Source organism: Chamaesiphon sp., assembly GCF_041738855.1.
Taxonomy (GTDB): domain Bacteria; phylum Cyanobacteriota; class Cyanobacteriia; order Cyanobacteriales; family Chamaesiphonaceae; genus Chamaesiphon.
The window spans coordinates 1-22,766 of record NZ_JBGSPA010000084.1 but is presented as its reverse complement, the minus strand read 5'-3'; the positions used below and the strand labels follow the sequence as shown (position 1 = coordinate 22,766).

Annotated in this window: 20 protein-coding genes, 1 tRNA gene and 1 pseudogene; 12 read left to right on the top strand and 10 right to left on the bottom strand. The window is 48.0% G+C overall.

Annotation, left to right across the window (positions count from 1 at the left end):
- Window positions 1-60: 60 nt before the first annotated feature.
- Window positions 61-483 carry a putative toxin-antitoxin system toxin component, PIN family gene (locus tag ACEW9I_RS08420; RefSeq protein WP_373539903.1) on the top strand — a complete coding sequence of 141 codons (423 nt, stop codon included), beginning with the start codon at window positions 61-63 and terminating at the stop codon, window positions 481-483.
- Between the two features lie 4 nt (window positions 484-487).
- Window positions 488-709: a toxin-antitoxin system HicB family antitoxin gene (locus ACEW9I_RS08415; RefSeq protein WP_373539902.1), complete on the top strand. Its 222-nt coding sequence runs from the start codon at window positions 488-490 to the stop codon at window positions 707-709.
- Between the two features lie 94 nt (window positions 710-803).
- Here ACEW9I_RS08415 and rsmG read toward each other — a convergent pair whose 3' ends face one another.
- Both rsmG and ACEW9I_RS08405 read right to left on the bottom strand, forming a co-directional pair.
- A complete protein-coding gene (gene rsmG / locus ACEW9I_RS08410; protein WP_373539901.1) occupies window positions 804-1,547 on the bottom strand; it encodes a 16S rRNA (guanine(527)-N(7))-methyltransferase RsmG in 744 nt (247 codons plus the stop codon).
- Between the two features lie 134 nt (window positions 1,548-1,681).
- Window positions 1,682-2,320, bottom strand: coding sequence for an ABC transporter ATP-binding protein (locus ACEW9I_RS08405; RefSeq protein ID WP_373539900.1), 639 nt, complete (start codon window positions 2,318-2,320; stop codon window positions 1,682-1,684).
- A gap of 331 nt (window positions 2,321-2,651) precedes the next feature.
- Here ACEW9I_RS08405 and ACEW9I_RS08400 point away from each other — a divergent pair, with 331 nt between their 5' ends.
- The gene (locus ACEW9I_RS08400) at window positions 2,652-3,698 is read left to right on the top strand and encodes a Sll0314/Alr1548 family TPR repeat-containing protein (RefSeq protein ID WP_373539899.1); all 1,047 of its coding nucleotides are present in this window, start codon (window positions 2,652-2,654) and stop codon (window positions 3,696-3,698) included.
- 78 nt (window positions 3,699-3,776) lie between these two features.
- Here ACEW9I_RS08400 and ACEW9I_RS08395 read toward each other — a convergent pair whose 3' ends face one another.
- The 3 genes from ACEW9I_RS08395 to ACEW9I_RS08385 all read right to left on the bottom strand — a co-directional run bounded on the left by ACEW9I_RS08395 (window position 3,777) and on the right by ACEW9I_RS08385 (window position 6,877).
- Window positions 3,777-5,120 (bottom strand): helix-turn-helix domain-containing protein, encoded by a 1,344-nt coding sequence (locus ACEW9I_RS08395; RefSeq protein WP_373539898.1) that lies wholly within the window; start codon window positions 5,118-5,120, stop codon window positions 3,777-3,779.
- Window positions 5,121-5,122: 2 nt separating this feature from the next.
- The gene (locus ACEW9I_RS08390) at window positions 5,123-6,121 is read right to left on the bottom strand and encodes a hypothetical protein (protein WP_373539897.1); all 999 of its coding nucleotides are present in this window, start codon (window positions 6,119-6,121) and stop codon (window positions 5,123-5,125) included.
- A 72-nt stretch (window positions 6,122-6,193) separates the two neighbouring features.
- On the bottom strand, window positions 6,194-6,877 hold the full coding sequence (locus ACEW9I_RS08385) for a hypothetical protein (protein ID WP_373539896.1): 684 nt from the start codon (window positions 6,875-6,877) through the stop codon (window positions 6,194-6,196).
- A 196-nt stretch (window positions 6,878-7,073) separates the two neighbouring features.
- On the opposite strand from ACEW9I_RS08385, the gene ACEW9I_RS08380 reads away from it, so the two are divergent.
- The 4 genes and pseudogenes from ACEW9I_RS08380 (at window position 7,074) to ACEW9I_RS08365 (ending at window position 10,367) form a co-directional block, all read left to right on the top strand.
- Window positions 7,074-7,147, top strand: a tRNA-Arg gene (locus ACEW9I_RS08380).
- Window positions 7,148-7,442: 295 nt separating this feature from the next.
- Window positions 7,443-7,595, top strand: a pseudogene (locus ACEW9I_RS08375) (papain fold toxin domain-containing protein); the annotation flags it as partial.
- Between the two features lie 5 nt (window positions 7,596-7,600).
- Window positions 7,601-7,957, top strand: coding sequence for a hypothetical protein (locus ACEW9I_RS08370; RefSeq protein WP_373539895.1), 357 nt, complete (start codon window positions 7,601-7,603; stop codon window positions 7,955-7,957).
- Window positions 7,958-8,111: 154 nt separating this feature from the next.
- A complete protein-coding gene (locus ACEW9I_RS08365; RefSeq protein WP_373539894.1) occupies window positions 8,112-10,367 on the top strand; it encodes a ComEC/Rec2 family competence protein in 2,256 nt (751 codons plus the stop codon).
- 126 nt (window positions 10,368-10,493) lie between these two features.
- Here ACEW9I_RS08365 and ACEW9I_RS08360 read toward each other — a convergent pair whose 3' ends face one another.
- The 3 genes from ACEW9I_RS08360 to ACEW9I_RS08350 form a co-directional block, all read right to left on the bottom strand.
- Window positions 10,494-10,994 carry a DUF1622 domain-containing protein gene (locus ACEW9I_RS08360; protein WP_373539893.1) on the bottom strand — a complete coding sequence of 167 codons (501 nt, stop codon included), beginning with the start codon at window positions 10,992-10,994 and terminating at the stop codon, window positions 10,494-10,496.
- On the bottom strand, window positions 10,991-11,899 hold the full coding sequence (locus ACEW9I_RS08355) for an alpha/beta fold hydrolase (RefSeq protein WP_373539892.1): 909 nt from the start codon (window positions 11,897-11,899) through the stop codon (window positions 10,991-10,993). Before ACEW9I_RS08355 ends, ACEW9I_RS08360 begins: the two co-directional genes overlap by 4 nt.
- A 336-nt stretch (window positions 11,900-12,235) precedes the next feature.
- Window positions 12,236-12,808, bottom strand: a complete 573-nt coding sequence (locus ACEW9I_RS08350) for a cytochrome b (RefSeq protein WP_373539891.1) — start codon at window positions 12,806-12,808, stop codon at window positions 12,236-12,238.
- A 214-nt stretch (window positions 12,809-13,022) separates the two neighbouring features.
- Between ACEW9I_RS08350 and ACEW9I_RS08345 the strand changes: the two genes are divergently transcribed.
- Window positions 13,023-14,639: a DUF3352 domain-containing protein gene (locus ACEW9I_RS08345; protein WP_373539890.1), complete on the top strand. Its 1,617-nt coding sequence runs from the start codon at window positions 13,023-13,025 to the stop codon at window positions 14,637-14,639.
- 324 nt (window positions 14,640-14,963) lie between these two features.
- On the opposite strand, the gene htpG is transcribed toward ACEW9I_RS08345, so the two are convergent.
- Window positions 14,964-16,952, bottom strand: coding sequence for a molecular chaperone HtpG (gene htpG, locus ACEW9I_RS08340; protein WP_373539889.1), 1,989 nt, complete (start codon window positions 16,950-16,952; stop codon window positions 14,964-14,966).
- A gap of 235 nt (window positions 16,953-17,187) precedes the next feature.
- Here htpG and ACEW9I_RS08335 point away from each other — a divergent pair, with 235 nt between their 5' ends.
- The 4 genes from ACEW9I_RS08335 to ACEW9I_RS08320 all read left to right on the top strand — a co-directional run bounded on the left by ACEW9I_RS08335 (window position 17,188) and on the right by ACEW9I_RS08320 (window position 21,467).
- Complete coding sequence (locus ACEW9I_RS08335) at window positions 17,188-17,445, top strand: hypothetical protein (protein WP_373539888.1); 258 nt, start codon at window positions 17,188-17,190, stop codon at window positions 17,443-17,445.
- 98 nt (window positions 17,446-17,543) lie between these two features.
- Complete coding sequence (locus ACEW9I_RS08330; protein ID WP_373539887.1) at window positions 17,544-19,166, top strand: HD domain-containing protein; 1,623 nt, start codon at window positions 17,544-17,546, stop codon at window positions 19,164-19,166.
- Window positions 19,167-19,304: 138 nt separating this feature from the next.
- The gene (alr, locus tag ACEW9I_RS08325) at window positions 19,305-20,447 is read left to right on the top strand and encodes an alanine racemase (protein WP_373539886.1); all 1,143 of its coding nucleotides are present in this window, start codon (window positions 19,305-19,307) and stop codon (window positions 20,445-20,447) included.
- A gap of 234 nt (window positions 20,448-20,681) precedes the next feature.
- Window positions 20,682-21,467: a DUF1868 domain-containing protein gene (locus ACEW9I_RS08320; protein ID WP_373539885.1), complete on the top strand. Its 786-nt coding sequence runs from the start codon at window positions 20,682-20,684 to the stop codon at window positions 21,465-21,467.
- Between the two features lie 65 nt (window positions 21,468-21,532).
- Here the strand turns inward: ACEW9I_RS08320 and ACEW9I_RS08315 are convergent, their stop codons facing one another.
- Entirely contained in the window at window positions 21,533-22,381 is an 849-nt protein-coding gene (locus ACEW9I_RS08315; protein WP_373539884.1) for a HEAT repeat domain-containing protein, read from the bottom strand.
- Between the last annotated feature and the right edge of the window lie 385 nt (window positions 22,382-22,766).

The following is a 22,766-nucleotide window of genomic DNA, read 5'->3' as shown; positions in this document are numbered from 1 at the left end:
TGACTTGCCTATATAATCGAAATAGCCCCAAATTGACATCACATAGACTATCATTTTAGTATGAGCGTAAAAATAGTAGTAGACACCAATGTGTTTATTGGGGCGATCCTCAGTTCTCAAGGACTAAACCGCGAACTGATTCGACTTTGCTTACTCGGTGAATATCAGCCGCTCATGAGTAATGCTCTGTATCTAGAGTACGAATCAGCGATCGAGCGGGAAGAGATAATCGCCAAATGTCAACTAGATCGGAGTAAGGTCAACGAGCTACTAGACGGCTTTCTGAGTGTGTCTAAGTGGGTCTATATATACTATTCATGGCGACCTAATTTGAGAGATGAGGGTGATAACCACGTCATCGAATTAGCGATCGCGGGGAATGCTCGGATCGTGGCTACTAACAATCTCAAGGATTTTAGAGGTTCCGAACTAACATTCCCCCAATTGCAAATTCTCAGCCCATACCAAATTATCGGAGAATAACTTTATGGCAGTTTTAACAGTAAGGATGCCAGACGATCGACATTCGAGATTAAAGGCACTAGCCGCGAGTCAAGGCGTAAGTGTCAATAAAATGATTGAAGAGCTTACAACAGCCGCGTTAGTTGAGTTTGACACCCACAATCGATTCAAGGCGAGAGCCGATAAAGGATCGGCGGCTAGAGGCTTGGAAATACTCGACGAACTCGACAGACTAGAATCGAAATAGCCCCCACCAGTTAAGATGAGGGCTAGATCGATCGATGGACTGTTACTAGCAGCGCGATCGACATCAACCAAGTTAACTACTCATAGTAATCCTCTTACAGTGGCTTCAGGGTAGGAATACCGACAGCGCGGGGATAATAGGGATGTGTATCGGTAATTTTAGATAGCCAAATACAGTGGCGAATGCTATTACTAATGGGCGTCATAAATCGATCGACCTTCGCAATCTCACCACCGAGTTTAGCTACTGCTAATTCCAAACTCTCGGCTTCTTCAGTCGTCCAATTACCACGATAAAGGATTGCAGTCCCACCGACTTTTACCAATGGTAGTGCATATTCAGCACAAACATTTGCCGCTGATACCGCGCGAATGAGGGCGAGATCGTATTGATGACGGTGCTGTCTTGCTTGTCCCAAAGCTTCGATCCGACTGACTAAAGTACGTACATTAGTCAAGCCGAGTAATGGCGCGATCGCTTCAATAAATCCGACCTTTTTGGCAGTAGAATCAACTAGGGTCAGTTGCCAATCCGGTCTAGCGATCGCGAGTGGCAATCCTGGAAACCCTGCACCAGTACCGATGTCAACTACCTGCAATGCTGAGGAAACGATTAAGTCCCCTACACCTCGTAGGGAATCCCACAAATGTTTTTCCCAAAAATCTTCAGGTGTGGTAATTCTAGTTAGGTTTAATTTGTGGTTGGCACCAACTACTTCTGAGTACAAAAGTTGGAGCTGCAATTGCTGTGCTGCGGTGGGACACCAATTAAGCGTTTCTTGCCACATCGCATCCATTTCTGGCAAGCAGTTGGGACTAGAAATTGATGATAAATCCATATACTTGAGTAATTGTGATGAAAAATATCTAAATTAACTATCAACTCTTTAACGAATAACAGGGATTGAAATCCCCACCCCAATAGCCCAATAACCCAATAACCCAGTTATCAATAACCCAATTATCAATTAATCTAACGATCGATCTGAGTCTGAGTCAATACCCCTTGCTCGATCTGCCAACATTTGTCGGCAATTGCTAACAAATCCCCCGCATCGTGAGTAACGATCAGTAGCGTCCATTCCTGCTTGAGTTGAGCGAGTAGATTGACCAACTGCTGTCGCATCGACCAATCCAAGCCTGCTGTCGGTTCGTCCAAGAGTAGTAGGGGGGGTTGCCTGATCAGTTGCACTGCGAGGGCTAGACGTCGCTGCTGTCCACCACTGAGGGCATGAGGGGATGTGTACAAAGGTAGAGCCGCCAAGCCTACAGAGCTGAGAGCTTGCTCTACCCGTTCGGCTCCCAGTTCTGGATGTCCCAGTCGCAATTCATCTAAGATCGAGTTGGTGCAAAAATGCCGCTCGGGAAACTGAAATACGAGTCCCCCTAATTGTTGGCGTAGATCGGAGTCTAACACGCGATCGCGCCAACAGACACTACCACTAGTACCACTTGCCAATCCTGCCAAAATTTCGAGTAGGGTACTTTTGCCCGAACCGCTGGCACCGATAATTAGTCCCAATTGCTGGGGTGCCAATTCTAAGTTAAGATCTTTGAGGATCGGTCGATCGCTGGCTGGTGGATGATAGGACAGATGTTTGAGTTTGAGCATCGAGCTAGAGAGTTATCGATCGGGGGTAGTAGGCAGCATCTCTGGGTTTGAGACAATTTCGCCAAACTCAAGCTGCGGCGAGTTTCGATTCGAGACTATCTTGTTAGCATAACTGCTCAGAATACCAATTGAAAACGCGATCGAGCTAATTTCGAGACGACTCTAGCGACACCAATAATCTTGTAGTATTAAATCGGAACAATCGATCTACACTCACGTCCAGACAGTACAGTATACAACGATCGATGGCTAGATCGATCGTTGTAACCGCACCGCTTTTGCTCTATTTTTAAAACCCCGTTCGTATCTATAGTTACCAGCGACTAATTTCATGAAATTCAAGCTTTCCGTTCGGACTCTATTGGCTATAGCTACTACTACTCTCACCCAATCAGCAATCATCGCATCAACTATTCACTTTAACTCCATCATTGCCCCCGCATTCGCCAATCCCAAACCAGCAGCAAAACCCAATAGTAATATGATATTGCCCGCAGCAGGGAGTCGCATCCGCAAGGGTTCTAATGTCGAGAGAGCTAAGGAAGCGATGTTTCGAGATGGTGACTATGCCAAGGCGAGAACGTACCTCAACCTCGCCCTCAAAACCGAGCCAAATGAGCCACTTACTTATGCAATGAGTACTCTTTATCCGTTTAGTGCTGGGGATTTTGAGCAGGTGAAGATCTATGGAGATCGGACTGTCAAAGCCGCCGCACAATTGATGTCAACCAATCCGATGCGCGGAAACTTGTATCAGGGTGTCGGTTTGGCAATTTTGGCGGTTTATGAAATGAAGAAGGAAAATGGTGGTGCGCTGGGTGCTTTGAGCAAGCTTCAGATGGTGTTTGAATACATCGATAAAGCCAAAACACTCGCTCCCAATAATTCTGAATTAAATCTAATCAAAGGCTATATGGATCTACTCTTGGCTGTAAATGTACCATTTTCTGATGCCAACCAAGCGATCGAGCAATTAAAAAATGCCGAACCTAAATATCTGGCTCTGCGCGGGATGTATATCGGTCATCGGGATTTGAAGGAGTATGATAAAGCCAATACAGCTATTGATGCTGCGCGCAAACTCGCGCCTCAAAATCCTGAATTGACCTATTATAAAGCCCAACTCCTCGGTATTCGCGGACGAGAACAGCGCAGCGAAACCGATCTGCGTGCAGCGATTAAATTATTTGAAACTGCTTACCAAAAACGCGATCGATTGTTGCTATCTACCATCGCACAAATCCTCTCCGAACGCTGTCAGGCGCAAAGTTCGCTAGCCAAAACAAGTAGTGATAGTTGTTACGGATTTGAAGCGCAACTCAAGCAAGATAATCCCAATCTGGTTGTTGGACTGACTAAGTTACCCGTTTTGAATTAGGTTTTAGGCTTTAGGCTTTAGAGATAAGCATTTAGATTGACTTTTAACACCTAACACCTAATACCCAACACCTAATACCTAGTTCAAAGAATAGATATTCCCATCCACCAATAAACAAGTAATTCCTTTCGATCGCAAGTGTTGAGTAGTTTTGTGAAAAACTCGACTATCTGGTACCTTGATCACTCTTTGAGTACGTTGATTGGAGAATCGTTTGGCGATGCGATGATTATCAAAAACTGGTAACGTGCGTTGTTGGATCTCTTCACCAGAAATTTGTCCGAGATCGGCAAAATCTTTGAGTGGACGCACGATCAACTCAGCAAACTTATCAATCACGATATAGCAAGTCCGTGGCAAAGTAGCTTTGGAAAGCGGCGTAACTTGGATATGAAGGCGATCTTCGGTGAGAAATTGATTTTGATTGAGTTGTTGAGCGGCAGATTCAGGTTCCTCATCCCAATCTTCCTCCGCAAATTCTTCATCATCTTCGTTATCGGCAACCTCTTCGCCAAACATCGCCGCTAGCGCATTGACATCCTCTGGCTGTGAATCTGGATCTTCATCGCTATCCTCTGGTGCAGTTTCTACCAATATTACAGGTGCAGGCGGCGGGGAATAGCGATCCTTTGAGTCGGAAAGTATGGCTTGCAAGACTGGTGGACGCGGAATTGGTGGCTCTACGAGCCGTGGTGAAGTAGTCGGGGTGGGAACAATCCGTGGACTATCGGTAAGTGGCTCTGCCACAATCGCTGCTGTGGGTGTAGCATCTGTCACTGGTTGATGGGGATCTGCAACAGTTGCTGACAGATTCGCTGTCGTTATTGGCTCCTCTGGATGCTTTGTCACAGGTGCTGAGGAGCGACGGCGCACTCGGCGACTCTGATTCGCATTACTGTCTTCCTCGGTGTCACTAGTTGGTGGCAATGTGCGATCTCGCTCCAGTGTCACCACCAATGCCTCACCATCTGCAAAATTGGGAGTAAATGAGTCATCTGGTGGACTCGCACTAGCTGCGAGATTGGGAGTCAATGACTCATCTGGTTGAACGATGTCGTCTACGAAATTGGGAGGAAATGAGCCATCTGGTTGACTCTTACTAGCTGTGATGGGGGTAAACGACTCATCTGGTTGACTCACCTTGTGTTCGATCTGTGGCTGGGATCGGACTGTCATTGGCGTTACCACATTTGACTCTTCCATTGTTGCCGAGCTGTCCTCTTCTAGTCCCACTTTAGATCCCCGTTTTTGTTGGATCAGGATCTCATATTCAGCTTCAGGAATACTAGTTTTGAGAAGGCGACTAATAGTAGAATTGCTGACTCCATAACGACTGGCTAGAGATGCCGTGGTATCTCCAGCCTGACGGTAGAGACGGGCGATCTCCAACTTATCTGCATCGGTAATTTTTTTAGAACTCATGTTTACTTAATAGCAGTTCGTCGGCGAGCGAGACGGCGAGCACGAATGGAGTTATCAAATTCTAACGCAGCGGCAACACCAAACTGGACAATGCCAAAAATCCAGAACACTTCCATAATAAAGCCACTTTCGTATCCTTGCACCTGATTATGAGCATAAGCAAACCAAGTATCGGCGATATAGAAACATAATACAGCCTGCGCGGTCATCCGCCATGGTAATCCCAATCGACCACCCCAAAATCCTAAAAATAGAATTGTGGCAAAAGTCAGGAGGACTAAATCGCACAGCACATAAAATGAATTGAAGGTACTCACGAGTGGTTGCATCGATCGATCGATCGCTAGTACCCAGTCAGGCGCGCGGTTTGGGGAGGGGATGGTGTTGAGGCTCATTAGCTGAAGGGGAATTGTCGGTGCAGTAGCGATGGAGATCGTCTGGTGACTGGCAGCAATTGTCGCGGCTGGTGCTGGGAGGATCGCTCTGGCTGGGAGCGTAGTCAGCCAGCACCCCATTGTCAAACCGAGCATCGCCACACCAGCAACCAGCACCCATTGCCCGATCGCCAACCGAACATCGCGATCGAGGATTGCCAGTCTCATCCCCGCAATCAACATCAGATAAAATAACGCAAAAAACAGATTTCCGATTGAAGCGGCTGGCTCCAATCCCCACCACATTTCCCACAAACAAAACCAGAGATTGCCCACAAAAAAAGCAAACATCGCGATCGCAAATAATAACCACACCGCTCTACCGCCAGCAATATAAGCACTGCGCCAGTTGCGTAAACACAAGCACCCAGCGACAATCAACCCAACTTCTTCCAATCCAGTAGTCGCCACTTTAAACCAGACGGGACGGGTAGCCTGCGGATCGACAACGCTAAAGTTGAGATATAACAGTGCGGCAATCGTCGCCCAAATCAATGCCCAATAAATCACATATTCCCCACTCAGCCAATTGCGTCGATCTGATTTTTGGGGCGATGATTTAGTCATGTGTAGGCAGGAGGGAATAGATAATAGTGTTGAAAGAGTAGCTACAACCGATCGCTAGAGCTTGGTAATTTGTCAAATCTCTAAAATATCTAATAAGATTGCTCTGGATGAATCCGGCATCGCTTCAATAATATCGATCGTTAATTTAGTACCAAATTGATGACCGAGTTTTTGCTGAGTAAGATGATAGATCTGACGATCGAATGCTTGAAAATCTAATTCTGACCAAGATCCTAATTTATCTAAAGCAAGCGGATCGAGCATCAATAAGCGATCGAGATCTACCCACGTTTGCAGTTGGGGACTTACAGAGAGTAACTCTTTGGCAAATACTTTTAATTGCCCCTCTCCTAGCAAATCTTGCCACTGCAACCACAGTTCCTGAAACAACCAAATACTTGCTTGTTGCAGCTCCAGCACAGCATCGCGATCGTCATCAGCCTCTGAGTCGCCTAGACTTGAGACTAGCTCCACAGTCAATCGATTTAGTTCCCATAATGAGTAATAATCAACTTCGCGCACTAATAAATACCGATTTGGGCTGGCACTGGGGACAGACTCATTAAGTCTGGTGGTGCAGCTGCTAGGCACGAGTAGCGATTGTTGCAATTGCTGGGCGCGATCGAGTTTGTGACTGGCAAAAGCTTGACGCAGATCGTAGCTCTGTCCTTGATAGTTGAGGCTCAGTCTAGACTGTGGATCGTCAGGGAGAGTAGATATCTCAATCTTGACTAATTGTGCATCGATGATTGACATATCCGATCGGGCATCGCTCATACTGGGCGAATGACAAAATAGCTACTATCATTTAATACCGAATGTCGATCTATTACCTAGAGTAATATTGCCGATCTCTGTGACTGTTGCGATCGCACCTCTGCAAACTTTTCAGATATTTAGCACTTGACATCACTTCAAGATTTCAAAGTATGTTATGATATAGGGCGGATGTGGGTGAATAGCTCAGTTGGATAGAGCAACTACCTTCTAAGTAGTCGGTCGGGGGTTCGAGTCCCTCTTCACCCATTTTTGCGCGCCTACCTACGCCATTCTTAGCACCACTATCACACCGTATCTTTGCATCAATGCCTCACTCAAACACATACACAGTATAACATTCAGACATTGCTGGGGACAGATTGGGAATAAAATCAACTACATAAACCGCCAAGGCTCACCACTTTGACGGTAATTTTTTGCGCACCCACAAGCTACATCCACTGCGACACGGCGATCCTACGGTATAAATCGCTACTAAATACTACAGACAACAGCTAGGACGTAGTGAGTGTAACAGTTTTGCGATAGAGTAGGCGGTGACACGTCGATATCTACCAACGGCAAGCATTACGGGGTCAGAGTGCGGGGACTGATTTTCGACAACCTTTCAGCTCAATGCATGACAGAAACAGACTGGATCGCCGATTTCCACTGCCCCAGTGATGAATTCACGATCGCTGAATTAGGAGCATAAATAACATGGAATCTCAAGGCGGATTATTTGAAATTTTAGCGAAGATTAAAGCCAGACCAGGCATGTACATCGGTCATCCATCATTGTCGGATTTATTCGTCTTTCTAGCTGGTTATAAAACAGCAAGACGCGAGTTAGGAATTAAACCAACAGACAGAGAGTTAGAATTTTATGATAACTTTCATGAATTTGTTCAGAATCATTACCAAATTTATAGTTCTAGTTCGTGGGCTAAAATAATTGGCTGTTACTGTCAAGGCGAGATCCAAGGATTCGATCGATTCTTTGAACTATTAGCAGAATTTGAAACTCGGTCAAAGAACTTACAGCAACCTACCTGTCAGCAGCACTCCGCCAGTTAGTCAGTCAGCGGGGATCGGAAGCTGGTGAATATTGCCGTTACCAGGGATTTTGGATCTGGTGTGAGTCTATACTATCATGTGGGTGGTTTGACGCGGCTCTGTAACTACTGCGCCGCAATCGATCGCTCAATCACTTATCACGTCCAATTGCCAGATGAAGAATCACCAAGCTGCGATCGTTCTTTGTCTGGCTTATGTAGTGGGTTTAGTTGTCACCTTCAATCCGTGGGTGCGATGGGGATTACTGGGAACAGGGCTAGTGATGGTTTTGCTCTTGCCGAAAATTTGGAAAAAGAGTCCGAGTTGGCGATATTTATTGGTGGCGATCGCGATCGCGGGATGTGCTAGCTTTTATTTAGAATTACGCGTCCCCAAACTTGCTAGCAACGATATCAGTAAATATATCTCCGCCACTGCCGAACGTGGCGCAGCGCAATTTACGATCGTCCAAGGCATCGTTGATAGTTACCCACACATCACTCGCAGTCAGAATAGTCAATTTTGGCTCAAGGCTACTCAACTAAATGAGATTCAGGGCAACAATTTGCGCCCAGCAGACGTGAGCAAAGCCGTTAATGGTCGCTTGTACGTGACGGTGCCGTTGCAGAGCGGTACGGGGCTGCATCCAGGGGTAGGGGTGTCGATTACGGGGACGTTGTATCTACCACAACCCAACCCCAATCCGGGCGGGTTTAGCTTTCGTGATTATCTCAGTCAAGGAGGTGGATTTGCGGGGATGCGCGGGGTACAGTTGCGGGTACCGGATGAAAGTCAGACGCAGCGATGGAGCTGGGGCAAGTTACGCGCTCGGATTGCCGCAGCGCAGGTGAGGTGGTTGGATGTGCCTGCTGGGCCATTAGTAACCGCAATGGTATTAGGATCGGATGCGGTAGATGTGCCATTTGATTTGCGCGATCGATTTGTGCGAGTTGGCTTGGCTCATGCGCTGGCGGCGTCTGGGTTTCAAGTCTCGCTGATCCTCAATGCGATCTTGTCGCTCACACGCAGGCGATTATCAGTGGTAGGACAGTCCAATGTGGGGGCGGTGGCTTTACTCATTTTTCTAGGTTTGACTGGCTTCCAGCCTGCGGTGGTGCGATCGGTGGTGATGGGGATGGCGGTACTGGTGGGGTTGCGAACCAAGCGCAAAATCGCTCCTCTCAATGCACTGGTTATTGCTGGCACGTTTTTACTGCTTCTCAATCCATTATGGATTTGGGATGTCGGATTTGAATTGAGTTTTTTGGCGACATTGGGATTGATTGTGAGTGTCCCACCCTTGCAAGCAAAGTTGGATTGGTTGCCACCAACGATCGCCGATCTGATTACTGTCCCGCTAGCAGCATCGATCTGGACTTTACCAATTCAATTATATGTATTTAAGGTGTTTCCGCTCTATAGTTTACCTGCCAATATTCTAACGGCTCCACTGATTAGTATTATTAGTATTGGCGGTACAATTGGGGCGTTAGTTGGTGCGGTCATCCCGATCGCGGGGAGTGCTATTTCCTGGCTGCTGTATTTGCCTACTCGACTGTTAATTGGTATCGTCGATCTGTTTAATTATCTCCCAGGTACATCCTTTGCCGTCGGACAGATTGCCCTATGGCAGTTATTTGGTCTATATGCAATTATTTTGGGGGTGTGGGCAGTACCTAAATTTCAAAAAAAATGGAAACTACCAACATTGTGCGGCATTTTATTAGTCATCATTCCATTAGCAATCTGGAAAACAACCGAACTGCAAATCACTGCATTGGCGAGTAAGGATCGCCAAATATTGGTCATTCAGGATCGCGGACGCACAACTCTAATAAATAGTGGAAATGAGAGTATTGTCAGGTTTGTTGTCCTACCCTTCCTGCAACAACAAGCGATCGGACGGATCGATCGAGCTATCGATTTCAACCCCGATCTACCAGGATTAAATAACTGGCAAACCTTAACACAGAATATCCCAGTCGCAAATTTTTATGGTATTTCTGGAACAGGCAATAATCGAGCAATTAAATTTGACCCATTACCAATTAACAAACTGCATCAATTCGATCGCCTAGCAATTACTACCATCAAAACTAGTCCCACGGTCTTCCAAATCAACATCCCTGAATTCAAACAAAAGTGGCTGGCGATCGGTAACGATACTGGAGATCGGGCACAACAAGCGATCGATCTCGAACAACTTACCCCCGCCCAAACTCTCTATTGGCATGGGGGCAAATTAACCGAAAGTGCGATCGCCAAAATCAATCCCCAAGTCGCGATCGCTGCTACTGCCAATCCCGATCCAGAAACAGTTAAAATCTTAGAAAAAAATAAAATTCGGGTTTATTATACTGGTCGCGATGGCGCGATTCAATGGACGCCAACTGATGGATTTAAGCCTTATTTGGAAGGAGAGCGATCGTGATAATTAGCAGCGTATACTCATAGATCGGACAGACTTTTCACTAGCTAGATCCAATGCTTTTGTCGGCAGATGTTTGAATTGAGTATCGCCCAATCTAGTTTGGCTAGTATTTATACATCACACCCTCTAAGCTCCTCGATTGGGTACTTCATCAACAGGGCTGCTTTGTTCGCCCTGTCTGATTTCCCGCTCTAGAAAGTAATTTAATAACGTTCTCAATAACACGATTGCACCTAAATTTAGGATGTCTTGGCGAGTTGGCGCAATTGCCGTGCGGAGAATATCACTGGCAACGGTAAATTCTAACCCCAAAGCCAATCCGCGCCCCAATTGAAAGCGAATTTTTTCAGTGGCATCGATATGTTGTTTTTGGATAAAGAGTTGCCGAATGTAGCGGATAAATGCCTGAATTACCGATACCCCGATTACCAATGCCGCTGCAATTTCTGCGCCGCTTTCCAGATAACCAATTAGCAACTTCAGCCCTGACTCTGGCGGACTCGCCGTCGCTGTTGCTCCTACTGATGGTTGCCCACCACTCAAGTTGAGCAAGAGTACCAAACCTAAGATGAGTGCTAACGGCAACAGCAAATTGAGGAGGGAATCCAGCGATGACGAGCGTTTCATACGTTTAAAGTCAGGAATGGCAAAATGACATCATGCAATTCAGAGGGATATTCTTCATGCATTCCTAAAGTGCCAGGTAGTGTGCAACTGGTGACATTGGGAAGTGCTGCGAGGGCAGACATTTCGGCTTTGGATTTGGGTGGGCTATCTTGACCGATCGCGACCAGCACAGGTATGTTTAGGGACTGAAGATCGGCAATCGCTGACATGCGATCGAGATAGGGATCTAGTCCCCCAGTTACAAACGCCGCTGCACCATATCTGGCTCCTGACTGTTGGGTGATTTGGCGTTTTTGTGCCAATAAAGCGGGAGTCAATGTACTCGCATCCGCATACACATGTCGCCGATACATGAAGCTCAGAAAGTTCGATGTAGTAGTTAATTGGTACAAAAATTGACCGAGCAGCGGCGTACGAATCAGTTCGCGTACATTCTTCAGCCACGGCTGTTGTCCCCGCGCCATCGTCGGCAATGGCCCCCGCCAAGTCGGGGCGACCAAAATCAACTTGGAGACGCGATCGGGTACCGTAGCGGCGAGATTTAGGGCATATCCGGCTGCATGTCCAGCCGCAACGATCGTCACTGGAGCGGCAAGAATATCTCGCACAAAGTCTGCTAAAAACTGCCGATACAGCGGCGGCGCATAGTCGAGACGCGGACGCGCAGAATCCCCAAAGCCTGGAAAGTCCACCGTTGTCACCTGAAACTGCGATCGCAACTGAGCCGCCAATCCAGACATCTCAGTGCGACTAGAAACGGTGCTAAAGGCAGGTAACAGCAGGATCGGCTCTCCCGCTCCCATAGTTTCATAAGCGATGCTCAATGTTTGTCCTTGCCAGTTCCAGTGATATGTAGCTGTAGGATCTATGACAATGGGATCTGTGGGACTAGTCAGAATAGACATAGACGATGCCTCAAAATTTAGAAACCCGCGATCGAGACTATGTTTAGATATAGCAGTCCTAAATGAACAGCTAGGTTGATGTAGGATATGTTCGCGAGAGCGTAACACACCAGTATTTGATACCAGCTATCTGATTTAGAATCGTTATCGTTATAATATTAACTATCGATCGAGTGCTATTGATGCTATTTTAACAATACTCTGACGTTTGGTTTGGCGATCGAGCTTGGTATTAAATACCCGATTAGCTGGTGCGATCGCGCTCTCGCTAACACACCGTACAATTTGAGATATTATTTCGCGATAACTCTACCCTCTAACCTCTACCCCTAAAGCCTAAAGCCTAAAACCTAATGTCCCCACCCAGGTAGATAGTCTGCGCCAGTTGGCAGTGACAACTCGATGCTGTGCGATCGAGTGAATGACAATCAGGATCGCAAATACTTGGGATGTGCGGCTATGTGCTGCACCAGCAACAGCCAAACCTGCGGCATTTACTGGAAATAGATCTGGCATCGGCAGCCCAAACAAGCTGATATTATTAGCGCGATAAGCATTGGATAGCCAATAACCACTCAGCGGTACTGCCAACATCAGCACGTACAGCAAAGTATGTAAGCCTGTTTTGAAATACCAGTTGCTAGTTAGTTTGGGTAGGTGCTTGCTGTACTTACGCCCCCAAACTCTCACCAATAAGTAACCACGCCCAGCTAGGAGCAGTAGTACTAGCACTCCAAAGGATTTGTGAGTGGCGTATAGTAACCCTCGCCCGCTGCCTTCAGTTGGTGCTCCCAGCATCACTCTGGCACCGACAAACAAAATTAAGTAACAACCCGCCATCCACCAGTGAATAGACATCAGTTGCTTGAAGACATTATTTAGCCTAGGTTTTGGTGTTGCTGTTGACATCTGAGCTGGAAGATGAGGATGCTAAATTGTGACTAGATCGAGGGTAGCATGGTGAAAATTTTGACCGATCGTGAAGCCGAGCAGTGCCGTTAGATCTCCTAAGTTATCACAAAGCTTCCGGAATTACAGAGCGATCGATTGAATCGTACTTCCATATCCTCGCGTTTTTTCCGTGACAGCGGCTTGGCGATCTCAAACTACAAACCTAAATTATATGGCGAACAAAGGTATTGGCATAGCAGCAGCATTAGTTGTGGCTGCTGGAGCGGGATTTGCAGGGTATAAGTATATCCACAGTGGCGAGAGCAACCCTAGCGATCTGGCGGCGGTGATTCCCGCAAATGCCTATATGGCGGCTTATATTTCCAACGAACCGGAAACTTGGGCGAAGTTACAAAAATTTGGGACACCAGCAGCGCAAAGAATTATTACCGCCCAAATCAAGGAAGCCGAACAAAAGTTTCTGAGTGCGAGCAAAATGGATTTTAACCAAGATATTCAGCCTTGGCTGGGGAATACAATGGTAGCGATCCTGCCAGATGCTAGCGGTGCGATCGATAAACCTCATCTGTTGATGGCGATCGGGATTAAGGATAAACTCAAGGCTCTAGACTTTGCGAACAAGCTCAAAGCTCAAAGTAAAGAACCTACTAAAAAATTGGATTACAAAGGGATCGAAATCACTGACTCTAGTCAGGGTCGTCAGGAGACTTTTAGTGCGCTAGTAAACGATCGATTGGTCGTCTCATCCAAACGACAGACCCTAGAACTGGCAATCGATACCGCCCAAGGGCAACCTTCCCTCGCCAGCACCGCAGGTAGTGAGTGGTTTAAAGGCGATACCCTAGGACTCAAACAACCGATTGCAGCCTTTTATATTCCCAACTATGCTCGCTCTGTGGAACAATTTCTCAGTAGCAATCGCAAAATCCCCATCGATGCCACGACTCTAGCTCAGTTGAAAAAACTTCAATCCATCGGCGGTGGCATGGCGATCGATGATACTGGTATTAGAATGAAATTGGTTGCCAAAACTGATGGTACGACGCTAAATCTACCCCAGACATCAGCGCAAGCGATCGCTAATTTCCCCGCTGATACCTTTACTTTGATTGGTGGTACTGGCTTGAGTCAGATTTGGACGGAGGTAAATCAGATCGTGGCGACTCAACCGGAAACTCAGCAAGCTATTGCTCAACTCCGGCAAAGTTTTACGCAGTCTACCCAGTTGGATCTAGATCGGGACGTATTTGGCTGGATGGGTGGTGAATATGCAATCGGGATGATGCCTGTAAGTACGGGATTGACTGCCGCTGCGGGCTTTGGTGGTGCCTTGACGATCGATAGTACCGATCGCAGCATTACCGACAATACCATGGCTAAATTGACCGATCTCGCCAAGCAGTCGGGCATCAGTGCCGAACGACGCCAAGTCGGTAATAGTCAGTTTGTCGATCTCAAGGCTCCAGGGGGACAAGGAACGGTGCTGACTTATGGCTGGCTCTCCGACAAAACGCTGGTGATGGGCGTCGGCGATGGCTTGGTAGACAAAATTGTCACTCGCTCTGGTGAGTCGATCGATCGTCAACCCAACTTTATCACGGCGATGGGGGCGATGTCTGCCCAAAAGCAGAGCTACGCTTATATTGATATCGAAAAGGTATTCGGTTTATTTAATAGTAAAGTGGGCGCAACGATGGGCAGAGATATCCCGCCAGATGTGAATGCGGTGCTGACTTCGATTCAGGGATTGGGGATGAGTTCGGCGCAACCTGACAAGAATACTAGTCAGTTTGAGGCTTTGCTGACGCTCAAACCTGCTAGTAAGTAACCTAGTTGCTACCCATACTCAAAGTGGTTTTAACCACTGTCTTGATGCGCTGTCTTGACTCAAACGCACGAGTCAGGGAGACCGTCCGAGCGACACGTCTGGGCCTACAGCAGGCTTACGCCAACGCCTACAGCGCGATTTGGGGCAGCTTCACCGTCGGGCACCAGAGGCGTGCGCGAATCGCTACGCGGACTAACATAATATGTCAGTCCGCGCAGCGGCTTGCGCTCCTCGGCTTTGCCGAGGGTTTAGCAAGACAAGACAGGCGGACTTTGCAACATGAGCCACGATTTCAATCGTAGGCTGTCATTGGCATCACGATCTTTATCTTTCGGTTAACTTAGTTAGCACCTGATTGGAGCGTTCGACAAAGGCATTCATGCCGTCAGCATTTATCCCTTTCTGCGCCATTAACGCCAGATCGTAAATATGATGACAAACCAGATTCACTAAATCTTGATTCGGTGAAGTTCCTTGAGCTTGGACGATCGATCCGCGATCGATATTTGCCAAGTTTTGAATCAGCGGGTGAGCGGTATTTACCACTAAAATGTGATCGTCAGGAAATTCAGCGACTTGTTGTTGCATCATCGCCATCATATCTCGCATTCGGCGCGTAGACTCTGGTAATAATACCATCGCAGGTGGTGTGGATTGAGTGTTATCACCTTTGAGCGATTCGGTGCGAATGGTGACTTTCGGTTTGTCGAGCGCAGCGGTAAAGATCTCTTGGATCTGTTCGCTGCGAGTTTTATTGGTAGTGGGATCGATGATTTCGGGTGTGTCGTCTGCTTGAATTAGGCTACTATCTAATTCAGCATCGACGCGTGAGAATTTGATATCGCTGTGTTCGCGTTCGAGAAAGCTGACAAAGTGGGTATCGATGTAAGAATCGAGGAACAGAACTTCTAAACCTTGACTTTTGTGAAGTTGGATATAGGGGGCTTGACTGGCTTCATCGGTTGCGTAAAAGACGCGATTCTCGTATTTAGGTTCATCTGCTTCGGTGGTTGCTGGTTCCGATTTGGCGTGACGCTCTTTGTTGCGCTCTAGATACTCATCGAGCGTCGTATAGGGCAAGCTTGGTTGTGCTGATTTCCAGGCATCTTCTTCACCTTCAGTGATGACTTCAGGGGTGACTACAGGGCTGACGAAGGTGGTGCGATAGATGATAATGTCTTCAATTTGCTTTTTGAATTTATCATCGTTAAGACAGCCAAATTTGATGAAGGTGCTGAGATCTTCCCACCCGTTGGTATAGGCGGCGCGATCGTCATGATAGAGTTCTTTGAGCCTGTCACCGACTTTTTTGGAGATATAATCAGAGATGCGACGGACGGTGCGATCGCTCGTCAAAGCACTCCGCGAAACATTGAGTGGGATATCGGTACTATCGATGACACCCCGCAATGGTAACAGGAATTTGGGAATCACTTCATCGCAGCGATCGCTCACAAATACCTGATTGCAAAATAGTTTCGCTTGTCCCTTAGTTAGATCCAGATCTGGGCGGAGTTTGGGGAAGTAAAGGATACCATTGAGGGTAAACGGATAGTCGGTATTGAGATGTACCCACAGCAATGGCTCTTCTTCAAATGGATACAGATAGCGATAGAATTCGAGATAGTCTTCTTTGGTTAAATTCTGGGGCGATTCTTTCCAGGGTGCTTTCTGTTTATTGATGACTTCGCCATCGAGTGAGATGGGAACGGGCATGAAGTCACAATAAGTTTTTACTAATTGCTTGATGCGGGCTGGTTCGAGATATTCGGTTTCTTCATCTTGGAGGGTGAGTGTAATCGTCGTGCCGCGATCGGTGCGGCTCGATTCGCTGATTTCAAAGCTGGGCGAACCATCACAAGACCAATGTACAGCCGTCGATCCATCGCGACAAGAGAGAGTATCGATCTCGACGAGACTCGCCACCATAAATGAGGAATAAAAGCCTAAACCAAAGTGTCCGATAATCTGTTGGTCGCTGCTCTTCTGATATTTTTCGATAAATTCTTCGGCACTCGAAAAAGCGACTTGGTTGATATATTTTTTGACCTCATCCAAACTCATCCCAATCCCATTGTCAGAGATCGAGAGCGTTTTTTTGTCTTTATCGATCGAGATATTAACCGCAGGTGCGCCGATTTCGCCACTAAATTCGCCAGCGAAGGAAACCATTTTGAGTTTACCGATCGCATCAACAGAGTTGGAAATCAGTTCGCGCAAGAAAATTTCATGGTCGGTATACAGAGATTTCTTGATGATTGGAAAGATATTCTCGGTATGGATGGTAATATTACCTTGTTCTAGCACTGTCATAAGGCTATGCGATCGCAAATGATGTTTGGTTACCAGCATTGTAGGTCGATCGGTGATGTTGAGCTTTTCGGGATTTCCGTACCTGGGGTTAGAGGGTAGAGAGTAGAGGGTAGAGAGTAGGGGGTAGAGGGTAGGGGGTAGAAGGTAGCTGGTGGATGGTGGATGGTAAGGGGTAGGGGGTAGATGGTGGATAATGGATGGTGGATGATGCGATCGTCATTGGGTAGCTGTATTGGTGCGAGATCTCAGCAAAGCTTGTATCGACACCCAGCATCAAGGTAAATTAGAGCTAACTAATACTGTTTTGTCGAGCGACTTATCAGCTACCTATTTCTTGCCTGCGACTTCAGTCGCGGCTAATGCTGCGAAGTCCGCCTGTCTTGTCGCGCTAAACCTGGAGGTTCCCTCCAGAGCGCGCGCCGCGACGCGGACTAAATTTCGTAGTCCGCGTCGGCGGACTTTGCACCACTCACAGCGGTTTCAACCGCTGTGAGTGTAAGTAGCAACTTAGGTTAATTAATCGCGCCATGTGGGCTGCCAATCGACTGATCCGTAATGACCCAAATTCTCTCACTCTAGCTGGAAATTGTTATGGTAAATGCGGTACTGGAATCTTCAAGCCCGATCGATCGTCGAGTCGCTACCGATCCGATTGTCGCCGCGATCGATATTGGTACCAACTCGGTGCATATGGTCGTAGTGCGGATTGTGACAAGTCTACCAGCCTTCACCATCATCGCGCGTGAGAAGGAAACGGTACGTTTGGGCGATCGCGACCCGCAGACGGGCAATCTCACCCCAGCGGCGATTGAGCGTGCCATTAGTGCGCTCAAACGGTGTCAGGAAGTCGCCAAAAGCTTGAATGCTCAACAGATCTTGGCAGTGGCTACCAGCGCGGTGCGCGAAGCTCCCAATGGCAATGAATTCGTCAGATCGATCGAGACGGAACTCGGTTTGGCGGTGAATATCATTTCGGGACAAGAGGAAGCACGGCGCATTTATCTAGGGGTGTTGTCGGGAGTCGAGTTTAATAATACCCCCCATCTGATTATCGATATCGGCGGTGGCTCGACCGAGCTGATCCTCGGCGATAGTGACGAACCCCGCACCCTCAGCAGTACCAAAATCGGTGCGGTGCGACTCACGTCCGAGTTCGTCCCCAAAAACCCCGTCAGCGATCGCGACTTGATGTATCTGCAAGCCTTTGTGCGCGGACAACTCGAACGCGCTACCGATGAGATCGAAGCCAATCTGCGATCGGGTGAAGCTCCCAAAATGGTCGGTACCTCCGGGACGATCGAAACCCTCGCCGCCATCCTCAACTTGGATAAAAATGGTCAGATTCCCGAGCGGATTCATGGTTTTGCGATCCAGCTATCTGAATTACGCAACCTCATCCAGCGGCTGCGGCGGATGACAGTCGCCGAACGCACGACAATTGAGGGGATGTCCGAGCGGCGCGCCGAAATCATCATCGCAGGTGCCGTCATCCTCCAAGAAGCAATGACGATGCTGGGGATGCCATCACTCTCCGTCTGCGAACGCTCTCTCCGCGAGGGGGTAATTGTAGACTGGATGCTGACACAGGGAATGATCGAAGATCGGCTCAAATATCAAGGTTCGATCCGCGAACGTAGTACCCTCAAGATTGCTGGTAAATACGGCGTCGATCTCCCCCACTCCGAGCGCGTCGCCGAACTCGCCTTGAGTCTGTTCGACCAAACCCACGGACAATTGCACACCTGGGATAAATCGGTACGACAACTACTCTGGAGCGCGGCTATATTGCACAATAGCGGTCATTTTGTCAGTCACGACGCCCATCACAAACATTCCTACTATCTGATTCGGTACGGTGAGTTGCTCGGCTACACCGAAGCCGAAATCGATACGATCGCCAATATCGCCCGCTACCACCGCAAAAGTGCCCCCAAAAAGAAACACCAAAATCTCCAGAATCTCTCCAAAGAGCAAAAATCGATCGTCTCCCAATTGAGTGCGCTGTTACGAGTAGCTGTCGCCCTCGACAGGCGCAGAATCGGCGCGATAAAAGATGTAACTCTCAATTGCAATCCAACTAGCCATGAGTGTCATCTCACATTTTATCCAGCCGATCCTACTGACGCTTGCGTCCTCGAATGTTGGAGCTTGGACTATAAGAAGCCCGTTTTTGAAACTGAGTTCAATCTCAAGTTGTCAACTACTAGAGGCTAAATGGTGGATGGTGGATGGTGGATGGTGGATGGTGAAGCGCGATTGTCTATTCTTGAGTAGAAAGGGAGTCGGTTAGTGTAGGGTGCGTTACGGCTAACGCCTAACACACCAGAGTGAAAGCTAGTTGAGGATTGCTATATGGACGATCGCCAAGATTGGGAACAGCAACGCGCTTGGGTCGAAATCGATTTATCCGCATTGACGCATAATGTCCGCCAAATTCACAGCTTATTGGCACCAACTACCGCCATCATGGCAGTAGTCAAAGCTGATGCCTACGGACATGGCGCGATCGAGATCGCCCGCACTGTCATCGCTGCGGGTGTCAAGTGGCTAGCAGTCGCCACAGTCAACGAAGGGATCGAACTGCGATCGGCAGGTATAGTCGCCCCAATTTTGATTCTCGGTGCCATCAATACTGACGCGCAGGTACAGGCGATCGTCAACTGGGATCTCCACCCCACGATCTGCTCGATCGCTCAAGCCACCGTTATCTCCAAAGCTGCTGCCAGCCTAGATCCACATCCCGATCTACACGTCCATCTCAAACTCGATACGGGAATGTCTAGATTGGGGACAGATTGGCAGCAGGCGGTTGATTTTTATCGTGAGGTCATCGCACTCCCCTACTTACAGATCGCTAGCTTATACTCGCATTTAGCCACCGCTGATGAACTCGATCCGACCGTGATGGAGATGCAGATCGATCGCTTCGATCGATCGATCGCGGCAATTGGCGCGGCTGGATATGTACTACCCCTGCTCCATCTGGCCAATTCTGCTGGGTTACTAGTGAGCGATCGCCTCCACTACCAATTAGTCCGCCCTGGGCTGATTTTATATGGACTCTGCCCAGCACCGCACTTGCACTCAGCGATCGATCTTCAGCCAGTATTGAGCGTTAGAGCCAGAATTACCCAAGTCAAAGACATCTGTGCCGGGACGGGGGTAAGTTATGGCTATCGATTTATTGCCGAGCGAGACATGCAGATTGCGATCGTCGAAATTGGCTACGCTGATGGCATTCCCCGCCGCTTGTCCGATCGAATGCAGGCGATCGTCAGGGGTCAGCTCGTCTCCCAAATCGGCGCGATTACAATGGATCGGATCGTGCTCGATGTCAGTCAGATCCCCGAGCTTCAGGTCGGCGAAATCGTGACAATTTTGGGCGCAGACGGGAACGTCAGCATTAGTGCCGATGAGTGGGCGACCACGCTCGGGACGATCGCTTGGGAAATCCTGTGCGGGTTCAAACACCGATTGCCACGGGTGAGTAAGTGATGTACGCGAAATTATCTTTGCAAGTAATCATATTTGCAAGTAATAATTAACAGGATCGAGTGTTAAACTGATAAAGTGACTCTAAACCATACACTCCAATCGATCTCAACTCGACCCTCGGGTCAAGAATTGCCAGAAATTGCAATCGGAGGTGTCGAAAGTAGTGTATGTGAATTTAAATAAGTAACATTATTACAATGTTCATAACCATCAACGGCAAGGAGGCGATCGCGAGTGGACGAGTCCTATCACACTTATCTCAATCGCGTGGCAAAGATGACCCTACCTGCCACCTACGAATCTCAGGTCAAAAATCTCCAAGAATCACCAAAATTTAAGGTTGCAGCAGACGGTACTCGCCAGCCAGTATCATTTCCAGGCTACTCAGCGATCACGCCACCAGGAGCGGAAGATGCTGATAATAGTGCAGTATTTAAGGAATTGGCAGCCTGTCAGCAACAGTTATTCGAGAAACTGGAACCAGATTTACTAGTGCTAGTCGATCCAGCTAGCTTTCACTTTACCCTCGCTGATTTGATCTGGGACAGTGCTTACCGGACGGCAATCGACACGAATCCTGACTTTGAAAGTAAGTTAATCGATCGGATTGCTGATTGTTTCAAAATCTATCAAGACTCGATCGTCGAAACTGCCCCGATTCGTTGGCAAATCATGGGATTGACCGTCAGACCCCGCGCGATCGAAGTAAGTCTAGTCCCCAAAGATGAGTATAGTTACGATCGGATTATTGCGTTTCGGCGGGCGATTTACCAAAGTTCGAGTTTGATTTCTCTCGGGATCGAGCAGCAGTATTATTTTACCGCTCATACAACATTGGCATATTTTGCAAACGTCCATCAAGAGATCGATCGCGATCGACTCAGCGATACTTTGCAAGCCTACAATATGCACTGGCTCGACCATCCGCAAGAGATTATTTTGGCTCAAGGGCAATTACGCAAGTTTACTGACATGTACACTTACGCACGCGAACCGAATTTCCCGATCGTCCAATTGTAGGTAATAACTCACAATTTTAGCTAATGAAAAAACGATAACCACCATGGTTATCGTTTTTTTAGATGTTAGCGATCTCCTTTGAGAATCGCCGCAGCGACCGCGCGAAACTTGTGCGGGTCGCCTTCAGGATATGGCTGCTCTTGCCGTTTGCGGGCATAAAGCTTGGCTAGCGTTGTTTGCCAATCAATGGCGAGCTGCGGCTCCAATTCGGGTTGTTGACTCAACAACGCGGTAATGTAGGTCTGAATCTCTTTTTGTGCTAGCCAGATTCTCGCAATCACAGTGAGATCTTCATCCCGATCTACCAATCGATCGAAATGTCCCAAAATCTGACGTGTCAAATCGGGATTGGAAATGGTACTCGCGATCGCCAGTTCCTGCAATCCGGTAATCGCTGCATACCGCACCACCCACTCATGATCTTGAGATACTGTTAGCAATACTTCAATAACTCTAGCTTGATTTGGGGCGATCGATTCGACGGGCAACTCATCCCAATTAATTGTCCCCAATCCCCGCGCGGCGGCACGTCTGACACTCAGCGCAAAGTCATTTTTGGCCGCATCTAACAATAGCTCCAGTGCCCGCGCATCACCAATTCCAGCTAATGCGCGCAGTGCCCACGCTCTGGCTCCATAATTATACCCATCCAACAACTCCAGCAACGGTGCTACCGCGGGCTTCCCGATGGCGATCAACCCTTCCACAGCGGCCACGGCTGCCCCAGGATTGTTATACCCCAAAACGGCGATCAGATTGGGTACAGCAGCTTCTAGACGTGCTTGGGCTAAGTTCTCGACAGCATCCACCATCTTAGTAGCCGAATCTGCCACCGCGATCGCGGTCAATAGTGTTGTGAGTGAGTCAGGATCGGTCATAATTGTTTGGTTCGTAAATTGGGTAGCAGACCTCATCCAACATCAACCTGTAGGGGCTTTGTTGCTGCGACTAATGTCATTTGGGTCAGAGATTCCCCACAAAACCCGCCCTCTCCGCTACCGAAAAGCGAGGTATAGCAATAGCCAAGACAGTTAAGACGCTCTGCCTTTTAGTCTGCGGAGGCAGACTTTGCACCATAAGCGACGACTTCCAGTCGTTGTCATGTCCTCAGCACTGTGGCGGTTGCTATAACATTCCCTAATTTTACATACATGTAGACAAAAAAAGCCCCGCAGTCACTTCCCCTCGCCAACGCAATTGCTAACGGATGGAAATGACTGCGGGAAGCTGTGCCGAGTTTCTAGCTCAGTGCATTGATGGCATAGTCCAAGTAAGAATTGGCTTCAACCGCCGCATCAC